17 protein-coding genes are annotated in these 20,908 nt (G+C 61.0%); 12 read left to right on the top strand and 5 right to left on the bottom strand.

Annotated elements, in window-relative coordinates:
* Positions 1-2 precede the first annotated feature (2 nt).
* From BLV61_RS05030 to BLV61_RS05000, 7 genes are all read left to right on the top strand, one after another.
* The gene (locus BLV61_RS05030; RefSeq protein ID WP_047530670.1) at positions 3-476 is read left to right on the top strand and encodes a type II secretion system protein; all 474 of its coding nucleotides are present in this window, start codon (positions 3-5) and stop codon (positions 474-476) included.
* 4 nt (positions 477-480) lie between these two features.
* Positions 481-855: a type II secretion system protein gene (locus BLV61_RS05025; RefSeq protein ID WP_047530667.1), complete on the top strand. Its 375-nt coding sequence runs from the start codon at positions 481-483 to the stop codon at positions 853-855.
* Positions 830-1,369 carry a type II secretion system protein gene (locus BLV61_RS05020; RefSeq protein WP_090463093.1) on the top strand — a complete coding sequence of 180 codons (540 nt, stop codon included), beginning with the start codon at positions 830-832 and terminating at the stop codon, positions 1,367-1,369. Before BLV61_RS05025 ends, BLV61_RS05020 begins: the two co-directional genes overlap by 26 nt.
* Positions 1,366-1,755, top strand: a complete 390-nt coding sequence (csgE, locus tag BLV61_RS05015; RefSeq protein WP_047530662.1) for a curli production assembly/transport protein CsgE — start codon at positions 1,366-1,368, stop codon at positions 1,753-1,755. The genes BLV61_RS05020 and csgE overlap by 4 nt, the downstream gene beginning before the upstream one ends.
* Complete coding sequence (locus BLV61_RS05010; protein ID WP_047530660.1) at positions 1,752-2,171, top strand: curli assembly protein CsgF; 420 nt, start codon at positions 1,752-1,754, stop codon at positions 2,169-2,171. Before csgE ends, BLV61_RS05010 begins: the two co-directional genes overlap by 4 nt.
* 31 nt (positions 2,172-2,202) lie before the next feature.
* Entirely contained in the window at positions 2,203-3,066 is an 864-nt protein-coding gene (locus BLV61_RS05005) for a CsgG/HfaB family protein (protein WP_047530657.1), read from the top strand.
* Between the two features lie 256 nt (positions 3,067-3,322).
* A protein-coding gene (locus BLV61_RS05000; protein ID WP_090463090.1) for an IS3 family transposase occupies positions 3,323-4,860 on the top strand; the annotation gives its coding sequence in 2 pieces (ribosomal slippage) (positions 3,323-3,773 and positions 3,773-4,860; 1,539 coding nt in all).
* Positions 4,861-5,751: 891 nt separating this feature from the next.
* On the opposite strand, the gene BLV61_RS04990 is transcribed toward BLV61_RS05000, so the two are convergent.
* The 4 genes from BLV61_RS04990 to BLV61_RS04975 are packed head-to-tail and all read right to left on the bottom strand — an operon-like array spanning position 5,752 to position 11,377.
* A complete protein-coding gene (locus BLV61_RS04990; RefSeq protein ID WP_090463087.1) occupies positions 5,752-7,200 on the bottom strand; it encodes a curlin in 1,449 nt (482 codons plus the stop codon).
* 27 nt (positions 7,201-7,227) lie between these two features.
* Entirely contained in the window at positions 7,228-7,689 is a 462-nt protein-coding gene (locus BLV61_RS04985; protein ID WP_090463084.1) for a curlin, read from the bottom strand.
* A gap of 59 nt (positions 7,690-7,748) precedes the next feature.
* A complete protein-coding gene (locus BLV61_RS04980; protein WP_090463081.1) occupies positions 7,749-9,995 on the bottom strand; it encodes an Ig-like domain-containing protein in 2,247 nt (748 codons plus the stop codon).
* A 35-nt stretch (positions 9,996-10,030) separates the two neighbouring features.
* On the bottom strand, positions 10,031-11,377 hold the full coding sequence (locus tag BLV61_RS04975) for a hypothetical protein (RefSeq protein ID WP_090463078.1): 1,347 nt from the start codon (positions 11,375-11,377) through the stop codon (positions 10,031-10,033).
* A 292-nt stretch (positions 11,378-11,669) separates the two neighbouring features.
* Between BLV61_RS04975 and BLV61_RS04970 the strand changes: the two genes are divergently transcribed.
* The 5 genes from BLV61_RS04970 (at position 11,670) to BLV61_RS04950 (ending at position 20,235) form a co-directional block, all read left to right on the top strand.
* Positions 11,670-13,118, top strand: a complete 1,449-nt coding sequence (locus tag BLV61_RS04970) for an ATP-binding protein (protein ID WP_090463075.1) — start codon at positions 11,670-11,672, stop codon at positions 13,116-13,118.
* A 185-nt stretch (positions 13,119-13,303) separates the two neighbouring features.
* Positions 13,304-16,108 carry a multicopper oxidase domain-containing protein gene (locus BLV61_RS04965; protein WP_090463071.1) on the top strand — a complete coding sequence of 935 codons (2,805 nt, stop codon included), beginning with the start codon at positions 13,304-13,306 and terminating at the stop codon, positions 16,106-16,108.
* On the top strand, positions 16,105-17,241 hold the full coding sequence (locus tag BLV61_RS04960; protein WP_090463068.1) for an SCO family protein: 1,137 nt from the start codon (positions 16,105-16,107) through the stop codon (positions 17,239-17,241). The genes BLV61_RS04965 and BLV61_RS04960 overlap by 4 nt, the downstream gene beginning before the upstream one ends.
* Positions 17,242-17,342: 101 nt before the next feature.
* Positions 17,343-18,836, top strand: coding sequence for a sensor histidine kinase (locus tag BLV61_RS04955; protein ID WP_090463065.1), 1,494 nt, complete (start codon positions 17,343-17,345; stop codon positions 18,834-18,836).
* Positions 18,805-20,235, top strand: a complete 1,431-nt coding sequence (locus BLV61_RS04950; RefSeq protein ID WP_047530637.1) for a sigma-54-dependent transcriptional regulator — start codon at positions 18,805-18,807, stop codon at positions 20,233-20,235. The genes BLV61_RS04955 and BLV61_RS04950 overlap by 32 nt, the downstream gene beginning before the upstream one ends.
* A gap of 132 nt (positions 20,236-20,367) precedes the next feature.
* Here the strand turns inward: BLV61_RS04950 and BLV61_RS04945 are convergent, their stop codons facing one another.
* Positions 20,368-20,751 (bottom strand): hypothetical protein, encoded by a 384-nt coding sequence (locus BLV61_RS04945; protein ID WP_047530635.1) that lies wholly within the window; start codon positions 20,749-20,751, stop codon positions 20,368-20,370.
* Positions 20,752-20,908 lie beyond the last annotated feature (157 nt).

Genomic DNA, 20,908 nt, shown 5'->3' with positions numbered 1-20,908 from the left:
TCATGAACGCCTCGCAACGCGGTTTTACCCTGATCGAAGTCGTGGTGACGCTCGCTCTGGTCGGCCTCCTGGCCGGCCTGGCTGCGCCACTGACCGAGACCGTGGTGCGCCGGGGCAAGGAGCAGGAACTGCGCACCGCGCTGTACCAGATCCGCGATGCCATCGACGCCTACAAACGGGCTTTCGACGCCGGTTACATCGAAAAATCCCTCGACAGCAGCGGCTACCCGCCGAACTTGAAAGTGCTGGTGGAGGGTGTGCGGGATGTGCGCAGCGCCAAGGGTGCCAAGTTCTATTTCCTGCGGCGCGTGCCCCACGATCCATTGGCACCGGCCAAGCGTGACGACGACGGTGGCTGGGGGTTGCGCGCCTATGACAGCACGGCTCAAAACCCACGGGAGGGCGCGGACGTCTTTGACGTTTACTCCAGGGCCCGGGGCAAGGGTCTCAACGGCATCGCCTACCGGGAGTGGTGAATCTATGCGCCGGGAAAAGGGTTTTACCCTATTGGAATTGATGGTGGTCATGGCAATCATCGCGACCCTGATGACCATCGCCTTGCCGCGTTATTTCAACAGCCTCGAAGCCTCGAAAGAGACCACCTTGCGCCAAAGCCTGTCGGCCATGCGTGAAGCCCTCGATCACTACTATGGCGACACCGGGCGTTATCCCGATTCCATCGAGCAAATGGTCGAGCAGCGCTACTTGCGCAACCAGCCAATGGACCCGATCGCCGAACGCAAGGACGCCTGGGTCCTGGTGGCGCCGCCGGATGGCGTACAGGGCGGGGTGGCTGATATCAAGAGCGGAGCCACCGGGAGGGCGCGTGATGGCAGCCTCTATTCCGAGTGGTAAGCCTGCTGCGCAGGGCGGTTTCACCTACCTGGGTGCGCTGCTGCTGATCATGGTGATGGGCATGGGCCTGGCCAGTGCCGGCGAGTTGTGGGCCACCGCCTCGCGCCGCGATCGCGAACGCCAGTTGCTGTGGGTCGGCACCCAGTACGCCCAGGCACTGCGCAGCTACTACCGCAGTTCGCCAGGCCTGGCCCAGTACCCGAAAGAACTCGCCGACCTGCTGCAGGACGAGCGGTTTCCCAACGCCAAACATCATCTGCGCCAGCTTTATCCGGACCCGATTGGCGGTGGCGACTGGTTCCTGATGCGCGGCTTCGACGGCCGTATCACCGGTATCGCCAGTTCTTCCACGGACAAACCGCTCAAACAGGCGGACTTTCCCAGCCAGTGGTCGGACTTCAACGGCATGGCCAGCTACAAGGACTGGCAGTTCGTGGCCGAGAAGGCCTTTCTCGATGGTGCGTCCGGCCCGGCCAAGGGCCAGAGCAAAACCCCTCAGGCGTTGCAGCCATGAAGCGTTTCTGCCTGGCCTTGATCCTGGTGCTGAGCAGCTGTGTCGCCTCGGCCGGCGAAGAGGACGAAATGCTCGGCTTCATCATCGACGACACGATCTCGCACATCGGCCACGAGTTTTACTACGCGTTCAGTGAACGCCTGCGCGCCACCAGCCCGATGGATTTCAACCTGGTGGTACGCGAACGGCCATCGGCTCGCTGGGGCAGCCTGGTGACCGTGGAATATCAACAGCGTCTGGTTTATCGGCGCTTCCTGCCGCCGAACACCGTGGAGCTCAAGGACGAGGCCTATGACGCCGCCGACTGGGTACGCGGGCAGGTTGTCCAGCGCAAGCTGGAAGCCTTGTTGCAGGACACCACGGACCTTGAGAGGGACGAACTATGAAAACGAAAACGGTCTCGCGGCACCTGGGGCTCTGGTTGCTCGGGCTGGGAAGTTGTGGGCTGGTCCAGGCCACCGAACTGGTCTACACGCCGATCAACCCGTCGTTTGGCGGCAACCCGTTGAATGGCACCTGGCTGCTCAACAACGCCCAGGCGCAAAACGACTACGACGACCCGGACTTGAAGGATCGCACCACCGTGGCCGGGACATCGGCCCTGGAGCGGTTCAGCAGTCAATTGCAATCGAGGTTGCTGGGGCAACTGCTGGACAACATCTCTGCCGGCAATACGGGAAGCCTGTCCACCGATGCCTTCATCGTCAATGTCGTCGACGACTCAGGGCAGCTGACGATTGAAGTGACGGACCGCGCGACGGGCGAACTGTCGGAAATCAAGGTCAATGGCCTGGCCCCTTGATGGGGATTTGGGACGACGGGGAGTAACGGACATGAAAAAAATAATTGTGCTGGGGATGCTGTTGGCGGCGCTTCAAGGCTGCGGTCTGCGCGAGCCGATCGGCGCCGAGCAGGACACCGAAACCCCGACCCTGACCCCCAGGGCCTCGACCTACTACGACTTGTTGAACATGCCACGGCCCAAGGGGCGCTTGATGGCGGTCGTCTATGGTTTCCGCGATCAGACCGGGCAGTACAAACCGACGCCCGCCAGTTCCTTCTCCACCAGCGTGACCCAGGGCGCGGCGAGCATGCTGATGGACGCCCTGCAGGCCAGCGGCTGGTTCGTGGTGCTGGAGCGTGAAGGGCTGCAGAACCTGCTGACCGAGCGCAAGATCATCCGGGCCTCGCAAAAGAAACCCAATACCCCGGTGAACATCCAGGGTGAACTGCCACCGCTGCAAGCGGCGAACATGATGCTCGAGGGCGGCATCATCGCCTATGACACCAACGTGAAGAGTGGCGGGGAAGGGGCGCGCTACCTGGGCATCGACATTTCCCGGGAGTATCGCGTGGATCAGGTCACGGTCAACCTGCGGGCGGTGGACGTGCGCAGCGGTCAGGTGCTGGCCAACGTGATGACCAGCAAGACCATCTACTCCGTGGGCCGTAGTGCCGGGGTGTTCAAGTTCATCGAATTCAAGAAATTGCTTGAGGCTGAAGTCGGTTACACCACCAACGAACCGGCGCAGTTGTGTGTGTTGTCGGCGATCGAGGCGGCGGTGGGGCATTTGTTGGCCCAGGGCATCGAGCGGCGTTTGTGGCAGGTGGCCGGGGATAATTCGCCGGACAATAATGCGACGCTGGATCGTTACTTGACTCAGAACAAGGTGGATCCTGAGGGGCAGGGGGAGTGAGGGTGGGTGGTCTTTGGGCCGCTCATGTTTCTTGTTCCCCTGTAGGTGCTGGCTTGTCGGGGCGCCGCATCGCAGCGAAGGCGGCCTGACAGCCGACCTGTGTGTTGTTGACCGCGTACATATCCGTTGCTGCGGTAACGGCGGCTTAGGGTTTCGCCCTTACGGCGAGTCCCTTTTGTCAAACGCCCTCCGTGTCAGGCTACCTGTCGCCCTTGTTGATTGACTCGTTCATTCAAGAGGGCGAAGGTGCATAACAATGTCCAAGTTAGGTAAACGCTACGACAACGACTTCAAAGACTGGGTCGTTTTGCAAATGATGCCGCCCCTCAATCGATCAGTGGCAGAACTTGCCGTTGCGCTCAATCTCACACCACAGTCACTGCGAAATTGGAGACAAATGGCTAGAGATAAAGGCTTGATCGTGCCGGGAAACGGCAAGACCAGCGACCAATGGTCTAGCGCCGATAAATTCAATGCTGTCATGGAAACCGGGCCGTTGAGCGAGGTGGAGATCTCTCAGTATTGCCGAATTAAAGGCATTTACCCTGAGCAAATCCAGCAGTGGCGACTGGCATGCCAAAACGCCAATCCGGTCGTTGATCTCAACTCCCGAACCTCTAAGACGGCCGAGCAACGGCGTATCAAAATACTTGAGCGTCAATTGATACAGTCTGACGCCGGACGTGCGGAGGCGGTGGCTTTGCTGGAACTCAGAAAAAAAGCCAATGCGATCTGGGGCAAGGACAAGGAAGACTGATCAACGCCTCTGATCGTACGCAAGCCATGAAGTTGATTGCGGACGCGGTGCTCAATGGTGCTCGCCGATATCAAGCCTGTAATGAACTGGGGCTGAGCCTGCGAACAGTTCAACGCTGGCGACACGCGGACTGTGATGGACGACTGTTAGCTCAACGGGCAGCTCCGGCCAACAAGCTCAGTGATACAGAGCGCCAAGCGGTGCTTGATGCTGCCAATCAGGCTGGCTACGCCAGCCTCACCCCGCACCAAATCGTTCCAAAACTGGCTGATGAAGGTATCTACCTGGCTTCGGAGTCGACGTTTTACCGTGTGTTAAAAGCCGCTAATCAAAACGTGCGTCGCGGCCGAGCCAAAGCCCCGAAACGCAGGGTGCTGACAACGCATCGCGCAGACGCTCCCAATCAGGTTTGGTGCTGGGATATCACTTGGCTGCCCAGCACTGTCAGAGGTCGTTTTTTCTATTGGTACATGGTCAAGGATGTCTACAGCCGCAAGCTGGTAGCCAATGAAGTGCATGAGGTGGAATGTGCCGAACACGCGTGTGAGCTGCTTAGAAAGGGATGCTTGCGTGAACATACAGCGGGTCGTCCGTTGGTCCTGCACTCGGATAACGGCCACGTCATGAGAGGTTCCTTGTTACGCGAAAGCATGATTGCCCTGGGCGTCGAGCCATCCTTTAGTCGACCAAGGGTGAGCAATGACAACGCTTACGCCGAAGCACTTTTCCGTACCGCAAAGTACTGCCCCCTCTGGCCGGATCAACCATTTGATACGGTTACTGAGGCAAGGCTTTGGGTGCAGAAATTTATCGAGTGGTACAACGAAGATCACCGCCACAGTGCCCTGAAATACGTGACGCCAAACGAGCGGCACGAAGGCAAAGCAACGGCTCTATTACAAGCTAGGACAGTGCTTTATGAGGATGCCAGGGAGGTTAATCCGAGCCGCTGGAGCACTCGAACACGCAACTGGAAGCTGGCAGATGCGGTGTATTTAAACCCAGAGCGCCCTGAAATTAAGGACGCAACGGGCTAACAACTGTAGGACTAAGGCGACAGTTACCTTGACACGTACCGAACGCCACAAAAGGAACCAAAAGGTCTCGCCCCGGCGTCCGGCCCCTCGCTTGGGCTCGGCGTTCCTTCGCTACGGTATCCATCCGGGGACACTGCCCTCCGGTTGGCTTCGCTTCAACCTACATGCAGCGTGTTCGACTGCGTCGAACGGCGCTGCGCGCCACTCCCCGGATGAACACCTCCACTCAGCCTTCCGAAGGGGCGGGTGGATCAAGATCAAAAGCTGCAGGCGAGCTAACGCTCGGCCTGATGAGTGGTGAAGAGCAGGGTGGCGCGCCTTGCTTTTCTGTGGGAGCTGGCCTGCCAGCGATGGCGGCCTTATAGCCGACCAATCATCCGCAGGTGTACCCAATCCTCTGTGAGAGCTGGCTTGCCAGCGATGGCGGCCTTATAGGCCGATCAATCATCCGCAGGTGTAGCCCGATCCACTGTGGGAGCTGGCTTGCCAGCGAAGGCGGCCTGACAGCCAACCAATCATCCGCAGGTGCACGCGATCCTCTGTGGGAGCTGGCCTGCCAGCGATGGCGGCCTTATAGCCGACCAATCACCCGCAGGTGTACCCAATCCTCTGTGGGAGCTGGCCTGCCAGCGATGGCGGCCTTATAGTCGACCAATCACCCGCAGGTGTACCCAATCCACTGTAGGAGCGAGCCTGCTCGCGATGAACGTCCGGTCAACGCGGGCATTCAGGCAGCCCGCGTCATCGTGGACGAGATCGGCCTGACAGCCGGCCCATCACCCGCAGGTGCACCGATCCACAGTGGCGAGCGAGCTCGCTCGCCATAGATGTTTTGCGCGGCATAAAAAAACCGCGCCCCCACAAAGGGCCGCGGTTTTTCACACCACACAATTACTTCTGCAAAACAGTCGCCGAGTTGGCCGTACCGAACTGCTGCACGTTGGCGGTCTGCGCCACGCCGCTCTGATTGACGCTGGCAATGTTGGCGGTGCCGCCCTGGGTGACGTAGGCCACGTTCATGGTGTCAGCCTGTTTGATGGTGATGACGTTGTCGTCGCCATACAGCTGCGTGGTGAACGCCTGGTTGCCGGTGCCTTCCTGGTTGAACTCGGTGCTGTTGCCGCTGCCGTTGCTGCTGCCCTGGGCCAGGTTGGTGGTGCCGCGCTGGTCGGCGATGAGGATGTTGTCGCTGCCGTTCTGGTCGAAGTACAGCTCGTTGTAGGAATCGGCCTGGGTCACGGTGGTTTTGTTGCCGGAGCCGGTCTGGTAGGTGGTCATGATGTGGCCGGCGCCTTTCTGGGTGAAGTTGGCGACGTTGTTGGTGCCGTTCTGATTGACGGTCGCGCGCTGGTTGCTACCGAACTGACCACCTTTTTCCGGGCCTTTCCAGTTGCTGGCGTAGACCTTGTTGCCGGTACCCACCGACGTGGCGTTGAGGGTATGGTTATCGCCGCTCTGGTAGGTGAAGTGCACGTTGCTCGAGCCGGTTTGATAGAGCGCCAGGGTCGAGCCCATGGACTCGAACTGGTCGGCGTAGATCGCGTTGAGGTCGCCGACTTGCACCACCTGGGCCACGTTGTTTTCGCCGAAGCTCTGGTCGATCACGGTTTCGTTGGTCTGCCCGTATTGGGAGACGGTGGCCTTGGCGCCGATCTGGGTGTCTTGCCAGATTTCGGTGCCGTTGGCGTCGCCGGACTGGTTGATGCTCAGGTCGCCGCCGGTGCCGTTGCGCTGGTCGCCATAGGCATAGTTGGTGCTGCCGGCCTGGTTGATGTCGATCTGGCCACCCATGTGGCCGATCTGTTCGGCCGTCGCGTAGTTGGTGGTGCCGTACTGGATGATCACGGCGTTGTTGCCCGTGCCCAGTTGAATCTGTTCGATGTTGGCTTCGTTGCCATCGCCGTACTGGTAGGTCTTGGCGGTCGTGCCTTCCTGGCTGTCCTGGTAGATGAACGAGAAGTTGCCGGTGCCCTCCTGTTGCTGCAGGGCTTCGCTGCCGCCGATACCGATTGACTGGCTGGCATGGCTGATGTTGGAGCTGCCGGCCTGGTTCTGGGTGATGGTGCTGTTGTCCTCGAACAATTGCTCGGCGTAGCCGGCGTTGTAGTCGCCGATTTGGGTTTGGCTGATGGTCCCGGTGGCCGTGTCTTGCACGGCGGCGGCATCGTTGCCCTGGCCCGTTTGCTGCTGGGTGGCGGTGCTGAGCGGAGCCGCGGTCTGCTTCACATCGGCGATGTTGGCGGTACCGTACTGGGTTTGCGTGGACAGGCTGTCGTCGGCCAAGGCCTGGGCACTGACAATGACCAGGATGGCGGCGGTGAGGGGCGTCAGTTTGAACATGGTGAAACCTCCAAGTGGTGCAGTGCTTTAGCGATATTGTTTGACCGATACGCTCATGCCGTTGCCGGCCTGGGTGACGGCGCTTTGCTGTCCCGAGCCGGCCTGTTCGATGCTGGCGTCGTTGTTGTTGCCGTTCTGGGCGATCTGCGCGCGGTTGTGGCTGCCGCTCTGGATGATCGAAGCGGCGTTGCCAGAACCTTGCTGGGTGATCAAGGCCATCAGGTCGCTGCCTTGTTGCAGGATCCAGGCTTCCTGATTGCTGCCCGACTGCACGATCTGGCCGAGCAGCGACTGACCGTTCTGCTGCAACAGCGCGATGTTGGCCTGGCCGTTCTGGTCGATCAGTGCGTGCTGGCCAATTAGCGGTGGCAGCTCGCCGAGATCGGCGGCAGGGGCGAGGTCCTCGTTCTCCATCAAGTCGTCGGCGCGCACGCCTGCGCTGCTGCAAAGCAGAAGCAGGCAGAGCAGGGTGGCGGTCGACGCATTCATGGCGTTGTCCTGTGGGAGGAGGCCAGCCCCATCGACTCGGGAGTCGATGGGGCGAGGGCTCAGTTCGAGATCACCGACACGGTGCGCACGGTGCCTTGGGACGAGGTGATGGTGGCTGTCGGGTTCGCCGACGGAATCACCGTGGTGGTGTTGTTCACCGTCAGCCTCCAGCGACCGGTCACCGGCACAGTGGTAGTGCCCAGGGTTTGCAGCCCGGTCGGGGTGCTGACCTGAATGGTGATGGTGTTGCCGGTGGTCACCGATGAGGTACCCGCGAAGTCCCAGGTGAAGCGGTTATTGGAACGGGCGGACACCGTGGCCGTGGTCACCGTGAAGGTTTCCGCGGCAGGCCGTGGCGAGACTTGCACCGTGACCGTGGCCGGTGTCGTCGACACAGCACCGAAGCTGTCCCGGGCGAAGTAACTGAAGGTCGTGGTGAAGGCCGTGGTGACTGTGGCCGGTGGGGTGTAGGTCAGGACCGTGCCATTACTGGTGACGGTGCCGCGACCTGTCGGTGGTTGGGTGAAACTGGCGACGGCGAGTGGCACGTTGCCTTCCGGATCGGTGTCGTTGGCCAGCACGCTGATCGGGATCGCCACACCCAGGGTTGCGACGCTGTCGGCGACGGCTACCGGAGGCTGGTTGGGCGCCACGGTAATGGTCACTGTCGCAGGATTGGCCGAGGCCAGGCCTTTGACGTCTTGCGCCTTGTAGGTGAAGGTCGTGGTCAGTGGTGCATTGACCACGGCTGGCGGGGTGTAGGTGACGGCCGTCGATCCGCTCTGCGCCACCGTGCCCTGGCCGGCGGCCGGTTGAGTGAGCGCAGTGATGCTCAGTGGTACGTTGCCATCCGGGTCGTTGTCGTTGGCCAGCAGGTTGAGGGTGATCGGCACGCCGAAGCTGGTGCTCGCGCTGTCGGCCACGGCGATCGGCGCCTGGTTCTCGCCACTGTCCGGTGCGGTGCCGACCACCACAACAGGTTCGGTGTCGCTGCCGCCGGCGGCGGATTTGACGGTGACCCTGGCGGGTGGTTGCGGCAGATCCGCCACCGTCAGGCGTTGCAGGGTGCCGGACTTCGACAGGCGGCCATAGCCTTGAGCGACCATGTCCGGCACCGCCACTTCGTCAGAGGATGTCGCCTCGATCAGCAGGCTGTGATTGCTCCAGTTGTAGCGAGCGGTCTGGATTTTCACCAGGTCATTGAGTTTGCTCGATACGGCGGTCGGGCGAGTGGTGCCGGTTGGATCGGTGGCGGTCAGCACCACCACCGCAGGCACGGGGCCGTTGAACAGACGATGGCCGAAGAACAGACCCGTACCGTCGCCGGTCAGGTTGGTCAGGCAGGGGGTTGGCGGTGGGCCAGGTACCAGGGCGACGGTTTCGCGAAAGCACAGCGTGGAGCTGTTGTCGGCCTTGCCGAAGACTTCGACCCGGGTGCTGGTGCCGGTGCCCGACGAGGTTCGGCGGTAAGTGGCGCGGTTGAGTTCCACCGCTGTTTGCGCCCGGTTATCGAGGACCTTGCCGGACACGGTGAAGAGGTTGGTCTCGATGGTCCCGGCGGGGCCCTGGATGCGCACGAAGTTGGTGTTGTTGGGGCTGCCGGTGACTTGTTCGGTGAGGTTAGGGTCGCCGACGAAGGTCTCGACGGTCCCGGTGTCCGGGTTCACTTCGGTGTAAGGGCCGTTGACGCTGCGCAGGAAGGGTCCGATCGCGCCGTTCAATGCCCCGTTGAAAACCCCCGGTGCCCCGACGCCGATGTCCCGGGTAATGTTGATGGCGCGCCGACCGGGCGTGGTGACATTGACCGTTTCGACACCATAGGGATGGGTGATGGTGTAGGTGCCGGCCACAGGCACGTTAATCCGCATGCGGATCCGCGCAAAGCTGATTTGATCGCCATCGAGCGGGCTGCCCCCGGCGAATGCCGCTTCTATGCCCGCCACATACGCATCCATCCCATAGCCTGCGGCGTTGTTGGGAATGGTGGCGTCGGCGATGAACCAGAACGCTTCGTCTGGCCAGTTGTCCGGGAACACCATCGGCAGGGTGTCGTCGAAAATACCGGGTGTCGGCAGCAGGGTGCACATGTAGGCCGGTGGTGTGGCGGCCGCCACCCGCGAGCTCACGGCCCGGGACTGGCACAGTTCCATCGACAGCAGGTTGTTGTCCTGATACCAGATCGGGAATTTCCCCGTGGCAAAGGTATAAGGGCCGGGGTCAACGGCGGCGAGTTGCGCGAAAGCGCTGCCGGACAGCGATAGAGTCAGTCCCAGGGCATTGAGCGCCAGGCGTGGCAATTTGTTCATGATGCCTCCTGATGAGGATCTGGCCATGTGAGCGTTCATTGCACGATGACCACTTCTTCGGTATCGCTGCCGCCATTGGATGACGTCACCTGAACCTTGGCCGGCGGAATCGGTGAGATCCCGGTGGACAGGGTTTTCACTGCACCGTCGCCACTCAAGGCCCCGATGGTTGCACCGCCTGCGGATGTGGCGGTGAGTACGGGCGGCGATGTTTCATCGCTGGTGGAGGCGACCACGGTGATTTGCCCGGTGCTCAGGCTGTACTCGGCGCGTGAAATCACCACCAGGTCAGTCAGGGGGATGGGCAATGTGGTCGGTGTACTGCTGGGGATGGCCAGGTGATTGTCGGCGGTCACCTGCAGGGTGCTGGGCAACGTCGGGTTGGTTGCGGACTGGGCGTACCAACTGCCGGTGGTGTCGGCCTCGGTCAGGTTGAGCACCGGGTTGTTGCTGTCCAGGGTCACCTTGGCGGGCGGCGGCGGGGCCAGCACGAAAACGTCCTGCTGGGCCACGGGCGCGCTGGCGCCGGCCGTGCGCGAGTAGGTGCTGCGCTGGGCGATCATCGGGGTCGGCCGGACCACCGTCGACAACTTGCCGGAGATGGCCATCACTGTCGTGCGCAGATCCAGCCCGTTGGGGCCTTCAATGCGGATGTAGTTGGTATTGAACGGGCTGCCGGTGAAGGCTTCCACCAGGTTCGGGTCGCCGACGAATTGCTCGGCGGAACCGGTGACCGGGTTGGTTTCGGTGTAGGGACCATTGACGCTGCGCAGGAACGGCCCGACGTCACCTTTGAGCGCGCCGTCGTAGGTCTTCGGCGCGCCGATCCCGATGTCCCGGGTCATGTTGATCGCCCGGCGGCCGGGGGTGTCGACGTTGAAGACTTCGACGCCATAGGGGTGGGTGATGACGTAGGTGCCCGCGGTGGGCACGTCGACGCGAATGCGGATGCGGGCAAAGCTGATCTGGTCCCCTTCGACCGGGTCGCCACCACTGAAGGCAGCTTCGACGGCACTGACGTACGTCAGGTTGACGCCGCGAGCGGCATCGACGATTGAGCCGTCACCGGTGAACCAGAACGCTTCATCGGGGAAGTTGCTCGGGAAGACCACCGGTTGCGCATCGTCGAAGATCCCGGGAGCCGGCAGCAGACTGCACATGTAGGTGGGAGCTCCGGGCGCACTCGGTACTCGCGAACTGACAGCCTTGGACAGGCACAAATCGAGCGTCCGGCCATGGGTGTCCTGGTACCAGGAGGCGAAGGAGCCGATGGCCGGTAAGTAGGGCCCGGGGTCTACGGCAAACAGCGCTGCCTGGGCGATGCCCTGGGCCAGGGCGGTCACAACCAGGGCGGTCGCGGTTTTGGACAGTAAAGGGTGCATGTGTATTCCCTCTATCAGAGTACCTGCCCCTTGGGGATGGGTCAGTTGACAGGGCTTCGGCAACTTCCATACCAACCGCTGGAAATGCCCCTCAGAAGCCCGAGCCAAAGGCTTGCGCGGTGCAAGCGAGGGCGCTGACCCGATCTCGGGAACGGGCCTCTTTCCCCAGCATTGGGGGTAGGTGGGGATAGCGGCATGGGTGGGGAAGGGCGGGGGGGAATCAAGCCCAATGTCGGGCAAACTGCCATTAGTGGGCTATAAATCCTGTAGGGGTTTTGTCGGAAAAACGTCCATGACCACGCAGGCAAAAACACTGGCGTCCGAGAAGGGCGACATCCGCTTGAGCAGGCGCAAGCAGCCGTTCAATCTGCTGCGCTGGTTTTCGTTCATCAGCCTGGTGGTGATCGGCACGGTGGCAGTGGCGTTGGGGTCGGTATCGACCAGGTTCGTGATTACCGAAAGCGTGCAGCGCGATGCGTTATTGACCTCGCAGTTCCTGACCGCGATTGCCTCGGCCGAGGTGCGCCATGTGTCGATCCCCAACGTGCGGACCATGGGCGAATTGCTCGACCCACGCAAAGACCGCGACTTTCCCGACGTCGACCCGATGGCCCGGGCCAATGCCCGCGGTGAATTCCTCGACCACATTTCGCACTTGCCCGACGTGATCCTGGCCAACGTCTATGCCCCCGACCGCATGGTGATCTGGTCGACCAACCCGGCGTTGATGGGCACCACCATTCATGCCGATGAAGACCTGGATCGGGCCTTCGACTCAATGATTCCGGTATCGGCCAGCTATCACGATGTGGACAATACCCGCATGGAACAGAAGTTCGTGACGCCACCGGAATACATCTTCATCGAGAACTACATTCCGCTGTTCGATGCCGATGGCGACAAGGTCACCGCGATGGTCGAGATCTATAAAGAGCCCCAGGACCTGATCAATCGCATGATGCGCGGCCTGGTGCTGATCTGGCTGGCCACGGCCCTGGGCGGCGGCATTATTTACCTGGGGTTGTACTGGATTGTGCGGCGCGCGGCGATTCTGCTGGCGCAGCAGCAAAAGCAGTTGATCACCAACGAAACCTTTGTCGCTCTGGGCGAGATGTCGTCGGCGGTCGCCCACAGTTTGCGCAACCCGCTGGCGACCATTCGCTCAAGCGCCGAGTTGGCCCTTGAGTTCGACAGTGGGCCTGCGCACAAGAACATCAATGACATCATCGGTCAGGTCGACCGGATGTCGAAGTGGGTGCGCGAGTTGCTGCAATCCTTGCGACCGCTGAGTGACGAGGCCGAGCCGGTGAACCTGGTGGCCACGCTGCATGACACGCTCGGCGCTTATGAACAGCAGATCGCCAAGGCCCGGGTCAATGTCGTGTTCGAGCCCAAGGACACGCCGATGGTGTTGAGCCAACCGATACAGCTGACGCAGATCCTCAACAGTTTGCTGGCCAATGCCCTGGAAGCCATGGACGAGGGCGGTACGCTGACCATCACCCTGGAGCCGATCGACTCCCGTAGCGTTTGTGTGGTGATCAGCGATACCGGTAAAGGCATGAATGAAGAACAGCGCGCCATGGCCTTCCGACCGTTCTTCACCACCAAGCGCGGCGGGCTTGGCGTCGGGCTGGTGTTGGTCAAGCGCATCATGGAGCGTTTTGGCGGGGCTGTGGCGCTGGACAGTCGCGAAGGCGAGGGTACGCGTGTCCGTCTGTCGTTCAAGTTGATTCCCTGAAAATGGGGGCGAACTTTCCCCGCTAGCGGGTGTCATTCCCCAGTCGTTTTTCAAGTCATGGCGAAATGATGTTGGTAAGCCATTGTTTCATTGAGTATTAATCCTTTTGTATAACGCTGTTACAAATTTGGCGAGTTAATTGCAAAACCCCCATCACCCCCTTCACGCATACGAGGCGGCTGGTGATGGACAGAAAAGCGCGGTATCCCTTCAAGTGGTTTGGCCTGGCGCCCTTGAGCGTCCTCCTCTCAATGACACTCAGCACAGGGACGCTGCGCGCTGGCCCCATAGACGACGAGCGACAGCCCGAACCGACTGACCCTTCTGCTTATTACGATGAACCGGCGGATGAGCCGGCCGCGTTGAACGCCATCCTCACCATGCCGGAGGCCAACAAAGACTCCTTCGATTTGCCCGACGGGGTCAAAGGCACGCGTGACTCCACGCGGGTAGAAAACATTCTGCCGCCCACGATGCAGACCAGTTTCAACTACCCCACCAATGGCAAGCCGAGCCCGTTGTTTGGTGCCCAACCGTTCACGCAGCAACTGGTGCTGTTCGAGGAATTCGGTCCGGAAAAACTCGACCCCACCACGCCTGCGGCGCCCTTGCCGTTTCCACCGGCGGCCATTGGCCCGTTGCCGCAACAAGACCCCACCAATGCGGCCCGCAGTGCGCCACCCAGCGCGGCGCTCGATGCCTTCATGCGCCAACCGGGGTTGACGCCGTTTCCCAGCCAGTACGCCAACGTGGTGGACCGCAACCCATGGCAGGCGCAGATCGAGTATTTCCTCAACCGTCGCATCGGTTCGTCGGCTGAAGGTCGGCCGCCAGGAAAGGGCTGGTCGCATCAGCGCTGGAACGAGTTCTACCCGCAGATGGCCTACAAGACCGTGCAGACCGGTGCGCGGGTCAACAGCGGCTGGCGTGACAGTCGTCAGATGCACGGCTATGCCGTCGGTGAGTTCGGCCCCGGTGGCCTCTATCACAACGTCGCCGGTGTGCCGGCAACGGATGGCACCGCCAAGGGCGTCGATGCGCGCTTTCACCCGGCCATGCCCGTGCAGAACCACAACTCGGTGTGGACCTTCGACGGCACCCTGCCGCCCAAATTGTTGATGGTGCGTTACGGCCAACCGGTGCTGATGCGCCACTACAACGGCTTGCCCATCGACCCGTCGGCGAACATGGGGTTTGGCCTGCACACCATCAGCACCCACGAACACAACGGTCACGCGCCGGCGGAAAGCGACGGCTATGCCAACGCGTTTTTCTTCCCGGGTCAGTATTACGACTATCGCTGGCCGATCCAGCTGGCAGGCTATGACAGCATCAACACCGACGCCCATGACCCACGCGCGGCATTCCCCTGCGCACCGGGTGAAACCCTGTGGACCAACGACGTCAATCCCAGCCGCAAGACGTGCGAAAACGGCACGATCAAGATCCGTGGCGACTGGCGCGAAACCATGAGCACCCACTGGTTCCACGACCACATGCTCGATTTCACCGCGCAGAACGTCTACAAGGGCAACGCGGCGATGATGAACTACTACAGCGCCCTGGATCGCGGCAACGAATCGGTGAACGACGGCGTCAACCTGCGTTTCCCCAGCGGCAGCGCCTTGCCGTGGGGTAACCGCGACTACGACGTCAACCTGGTGTTCGCCGACAAGGCCTGGGATCAGATCGGTCAGCTGTGGTTCAACCCGTTCAACACCGACGGCTTTATCGGTGACCAGGTGCTGGTCAACTGGCAATGGAAACCAAGCCTGGATGTGCGTGCCCGCAGCTACCGCTTCCGCATGCTCAACGGCTCGGTATCGCGTTACTACAAGTTTGCGCTGGTGCGTGAAATCAAGGGCACCAGCGGCGAGTTCCAGGGGCCCAAGGGGTCGGGTGTGTCCTATGCCCGCGTGCCGTTCCACATGATTGCCAACGACGGCAACATCATGGAGCACAGCGTGCCTTTCGACGGCACCATGGACCTCGACGCCGACGGCGATAAACAGAACCACAACGCAATCCTGCCCACCCAGGGCATTGCCGAGCGCTTCGACATCATCGTCAACTTCGCGAAAAACGGCATCAAGCCAGGGGACAAGATTTTCTTCGTCAACCTGCTGGTGCACGACGATGGCAAAGGCCCGAAAGAACCGGCCTCCCTGGCTGACGTGTTGTCCGAGAAATACCTGGCGGTGATCAAGCAAACCAGCAAGGGACCGCAGTGGGACAAGGGCGATCCGGCGGTGGGCAAGGTGTTGCAACTCAACGTCAAACCCTACACCGGTCAGGACCTGGCGATGGACCCGGCGCTGTACGAGCCGGCCAAACCGGGCAAGGCTGAAGGCCTGGTGATGATCCCGCTGAAGATCCACCGCGACAACGGCGCCGACAAGGCGTTGCTGGCCAAGGCCCGTCACCGCACCTTCGTCTTCGGTCGGTCCGATGGCACTGATGAAGCACCCTGGACGGTCAAGACCGATGGCGGCTTCGGCTTCCACATGGACCCTCGTCGCTTGAACGCATCGACCCAGTTGGCCAGCGGCCCCACCGATGCCGGGGCAGCCGGTTTCGGCACCCTGGAAGTGTGGAACATCAAGGCCGGCGGTACAGGCTGGAGTCACCCGGTGCATGTGCATTTCGAGGAAGGGATCATCCTCAGTCGCGGCGGCAAGGCGCCACCGGAATGGGAGAAATGGGCACGCAAGGACGTGTACCGCATCGGCTCGGAAAAGGATGGCCTGGACAACGTGGAAATGGCGATCAACTTCCGCGAATTCGCCGGGACCTACATGGAGCACTGTCACAACACCCAGCATGAGGACAACTCGATGCTGCTGCGTTGGGACATTGAGAAGCCGGGGCAATTCCAGCTGATGCCGACACCGCTGCCCAGCTGGGACGGCGTGCGCTACGTGAACTCCGCCGCGTTGCCAACCTTCCGCACGGGCGATGGCTTGGGCCCACAAGTGACCGTTAAACCATGAACCGGGAGGGTGTCGACATGAAGTGGCAAACACCACGCTCACGAGACTGGGGCATGCACCTGGTGCTGGTATTGGCGACCTGCGTGCTGGCCAGCCAGTTGCTGGTCGCCGGCCAGTCGCCGTCGACACCCGCCCCCCTGCCGACAGCCGCTGACACGGCGGTCGCCGACTCCGCCACTCCCTGGGGTGGCGACTATTTCCCCAACACCCTGCTGACCAATCAGGACGGTCGGCAGGTGCGTTTTTTCGATGACCTGATCAAGGGCAAAGTGGTGGTGATCAACTTCATCTTCACCTCCTGCAGCGACTCGTGTCCGCTGGAAACCGCGCGTTTGCGCCAGGTGCAGAAATTGCTCGGCGACCGGGTCGGCAAGGACGTTTTTTTCTATTCCATCAGCATTGATCCCCTGAGCGATACACCCGCCGTGCTCAAGGCTTATGCGCGACGCTTCCAGGTCGGGCCGGGGTGGCAGTTCCTCACCGGGGAATTCGCCGATGTCACCGAGTTGCGGCAAAAACTGGGCTTGTTCATCGAAGGTGTCGATAACGGGCGCAGCAAGGATCACAACCTGAGCCTGATTGTCGGCAACCAGCAAACCGGGCGCTGGATGAAAGCGTCGCCGTTCGAAAACCCGTGGATTCTGGCCGATCAACTGGCCAACACCTTGCAGAACTGGAAGCAACCGAGCATTGAGCAGAGCTACGCCGACGCCCCGCCCATCCGGCCGCCGAGCAATGGCGAAGAACTGTTTCGCACCCGCTGCGCGTCGTGTCACAGCCTTGGCCCGCTGGACGGGCAGGGCATCGGCATGCGCAGCATTGGCCCCGATCTGGTCGGCGTGACCCGACAACGTGATCCGGCCTGGCTCAACCGCTGGATTCGCGAGCCGGACCGCATGCTCGCGGAAAAAGACCCCATCGCCCTGGAGCTGTTCGAACGCTTCGACAAGATACCGATGCCCAACCTGCGGATGGACGAGCATTCGGCGCAGTCCATCATCGACTTCCTCCAGGAAGAAACCGACCGTCAGCATCCGGTCGCGACGTCGTTGGCTACCCGCGCAGAAGAGCCGGAACATCGTCACGCCATCGCGCCGCCCGGCAAGGCACCCGATAAGACCCTGGCGCAATAGTGGCGAAATACTTTCATTGGGCAGCCTATCTCGATCAATGCCACCTACACTGATTCGGAACATGGCTAAGAAGACTGGTTTCAAGTATCCAGGACAGTTCCATGCAGATACTAGAACAACAAAAAACACCTGCGCCTGATACACCGGCCGCACCCGGCAAGGGCTGGCGTCCGGCCTTCAATCTGGTGCGCTGGTTTTCCCTGGCCAGCTTTTTCATCATTGCTGCGGTGGCCCTGGGGCTGGGTTATGTGTCCACGCGCTTCGTGGTCGAAGAGAGCATCGAGCGCGATTCGATGCTCACCGCCCAATTCATTCAGGCCATTGGTGACGCAGAAATTCGCCATGCCGGGATCACCACGACCAGGACCATGGGCGAAATGCTCGACCCGCGGCTGGACAACGCCTACCCCGACGTCAATCCCGGTTCTCGGGCCGCTGCCCGCATAGAGTTTCTCGACCATGTCGAGCACCTGCCGGATTGTCTGTTGGCGGTGGTGTATGCACTGGATCGCACCGTGGTCTGGTCGACCAACCCGGAAATGATCGGCATGCGCGTCGAAGGCGACGAGGAGCTGGACGAGTCCTTCGAAATGAAGGAAACGGTGTCCACCAGCTACCACGAAATCGATGAGGAGCGTCCCGAGCAAAAACTGCTGCGCGAACCCGAGTATTTGTTCGTCGAGAACTACATCCCGATGTTCAACGCCGACAAAAGCAAAGTGATTGCCATGGTGGAAATCTACAAGGAGCCGGTCGATCTGGTGGCGCGCATCCAGCGTGGATTCAAGGCGATCTGGCTGGCGACCCTGCTCGGTGGCGCGGCCATTTACCTGGGGCTGTTCTGGATCGTGCGGCGGGCGGCCATGCTGCTGCAGAGTCAGCAGAAACAACTGATCGCCAACGAGACGTTTGTCGCCCTGGGGGAAATGTCCTCGGCGGTCGCCCACAGTTTGCGTAACCCGCTGGCGAACATCCGCTCCAGCGCGGAACTGGCCCAGGAAATCGCCAGCCAGACCGCGCAGAAAAACATCGGCGACATCATCAGCCAGGTCGATCGCATGTCACGCTGGGTCCGCGAGTTGCTGGTGTCGTTGCGCCCGGTGAATGACGACGATGAAAACGTCGATCTGGTGTTGGCCGTCGACGACGCCCTGAGCGCCTTCGACCCCTTGATCAAACGCTCGAATGTCGAAGTGCGCTTCACGCCCAAGAGTGTTCCACCGGTCGTCAGCCAACAGGTGCTGCTGACGCAAATTCTCAATAGCCTGTTCGCCAATGCGCTGGAAGCCATGCCCAAGGGCGGCGTGTTGAGCATCGATGTCGAATCGACGTCGCCCGGGCAGGTGAGTCTGATGATCAATGACACCGGCAAGGGCATGACCCGGCAACAACAACAATTGGTCTTCAAGCCGTTCTTCACGACCAAACAAGGGGGATTGGGCGTTGGCCTTGCCCTGGTCAAAAGAATCATGGAACGCTTTGAAGGCTCGGTCGAACTGACCAGCCAGGAGCAGGAAGGAACCCGCGTCCGTCTCAATTTTAAAGTGGCAACGGGAGGGGAATATGGAGCACAGCATATTGCTGGTCGAGGATGATGAACTCCTCGCCGAGAATATTCAGACCTACCTGGAGCGCAAGGACTTCGAGGTGACTGTCTGCCACTCGGCGGAAGACGCGCTGGAGCAACTGGGAACCTTCGTTCCCGACGTCGTGCTGACCGACAACTCCTTGCCGGGCATGAGCGGTCACGACCTGATCCAGAGATTGCGCATCAGCGCGCCGGATCTGAAAGTGATCATGATGACGGGCTACGGTAATGTCGAAGACGCCGTGGTGGCGATGAAAGAAGGCGCATTCCATTACGTGACCAAACCGGTGGCCTTGCCAGAGCTCAAGCTGCTGCTGGACAAGGCCCTGGCCACCGATCGGATGGAGCGCACGCTGTCGTTCTACCAGGAACGCGAAGCGCAGAAATCAGGGGTGCAGGCACTGATCGGTGAATCGGCACCGATGGCTTACCTCAAGGGCACCATCAGCCAGTTGCTCGACGCCGAACGCCGCATGACCAACTCCGATCTGCCACCGGTACTGGTGGAAGGCGAAACCGGCACCGGCAAGGAGCTGGTGGCCCGGGCCCTGCATTTCGACGGTCCGCGGGCCAAAGGTCCGTTCATCGAATTCAACTGCGCCTCGATTCCGTCCAACCTGGTGGAGTCGGAGTTGTTCGGTCACGAGAAGGGTGCGTTCACCGACGCCAAGGATCGTCGCCTCGGTCTGGTCGAAGCGGCCGATGGCGGCACGCTGTTTCTCGATGAGATCGGTGAGATGGACCTGCTGCTGCAGGCCAAGCTGCTGAAGCTGCTGGAGGACCGGACGATTCGCCGGGTCGGTTCGGTCAAGGAGCGTAAAGTCGATCTGCGGGTGATCAGCGCCACCAACTGCAACCTTGAACAAATGGTCCAGCAGGGCAAGTTCCGCCGCGACCTGTTTTTCCGTCTGCGTATCATCTCGATCAAGGTGCCGCGCCTGTATGCCAGGGGGGAAGACATTCTGTTGTTGGCCCGCCACTTTCTGGCGACTCATGGCAAACGCTATGGCAAGCCACACCTGCATTTCAGTGATCAGGCCGAAGAATTGATGCTCAATTACAGCTGGCCCGGCAACGTGCGCGAGTTGCGCAACATGCTCGAGCAAACCGTGTTGCTGGCCCAGAGCGACACCATCGCCGCCCATCAGCTGAATGTCTGCCTGAGCCTGATGGACGAGCCGCCGATGTTTCAGCACGAGCCGCCCCCCAGCGAGCCACGTCCGTCCTATAACGGCACCGAGTCGATGAACCTGCCGGAAGTGGAGCGTGACATGGTGCGCAAAATGCTCGACAAGACCGACTGGAACGTCACCAAGTCCGCGCGCCTGTTGGGCCTGAGCCGCGACATGCTGCGTTACCGGATCGAAAAACTCGGCCTCGCTCGCCCGGACAAGCGGCAGTGGTAGTAGGGGGGGGCAGCTTCAAGGGGGCAGCTTCAAGCTTCAAGCTCCAAGCTCCAAGCTCCAAGCTTGAGGCTTGAGGCTTGAGGCTTGAGGCTTGAGGCTTGAGGCTTGAAGCTTGAAGCTTGAAGCTGCCCATTACAGGGCCGGGTCCGGTGCGCTGCGACAGGCCATCATGCACGAGGGGTCGAGGACTTCCTGGTTCACGTAGACACCGCGTTCCGGATCGTAGGAGCGTATGAACACGCGAACGGTAGTATCCGCCACCGTCGGCAGGCGTGAGTCGGAAAACACATGCTCGCTGGAAACCGGGATGAAGTCACCGGGCGCTGTCGGGATGTATGACCCTGGCGGCACGGTGTTTATGGACGGTGGCGAGGGGTGGGCGAAGGGCTGGTCTGCCCCGTAATAATGGAATTCGGTATTGGCCTGGTCGGTTTGCATCAGGCTGTCATCCGCGAGCACCGTCGTGGCGGCAGTCAGGCAGAGGGCAAGTAACAGCGTCTGTTCGGTCTTGTTCATGGCAGCACCTGCGAAATCGGCTTTCGCGCATTTCCCCAAGGCCTTTAACTATAGCGCTCCCGTGGCCAGGCGTCGGTGCGGCTTGGTTTACAAGATCACAACAAAGCCCGGATGGGGCGAATGCCAGGCATGAACTAGAATCGGCGCGGTCAATCAA

The organism is Pseudomonas mohnii (assembly GCF_900105115.1).
Lineage (GTDB): Bacteria > Pseudomonadota > Gammaproteobacteria > Pseudomonadales > Pseudomonadaceae > Aquipseudomonas > Aquipseudomonas mohnii.
This window is presented reverse-complemented; position numbering and strand designations above follow the sequence as displayed.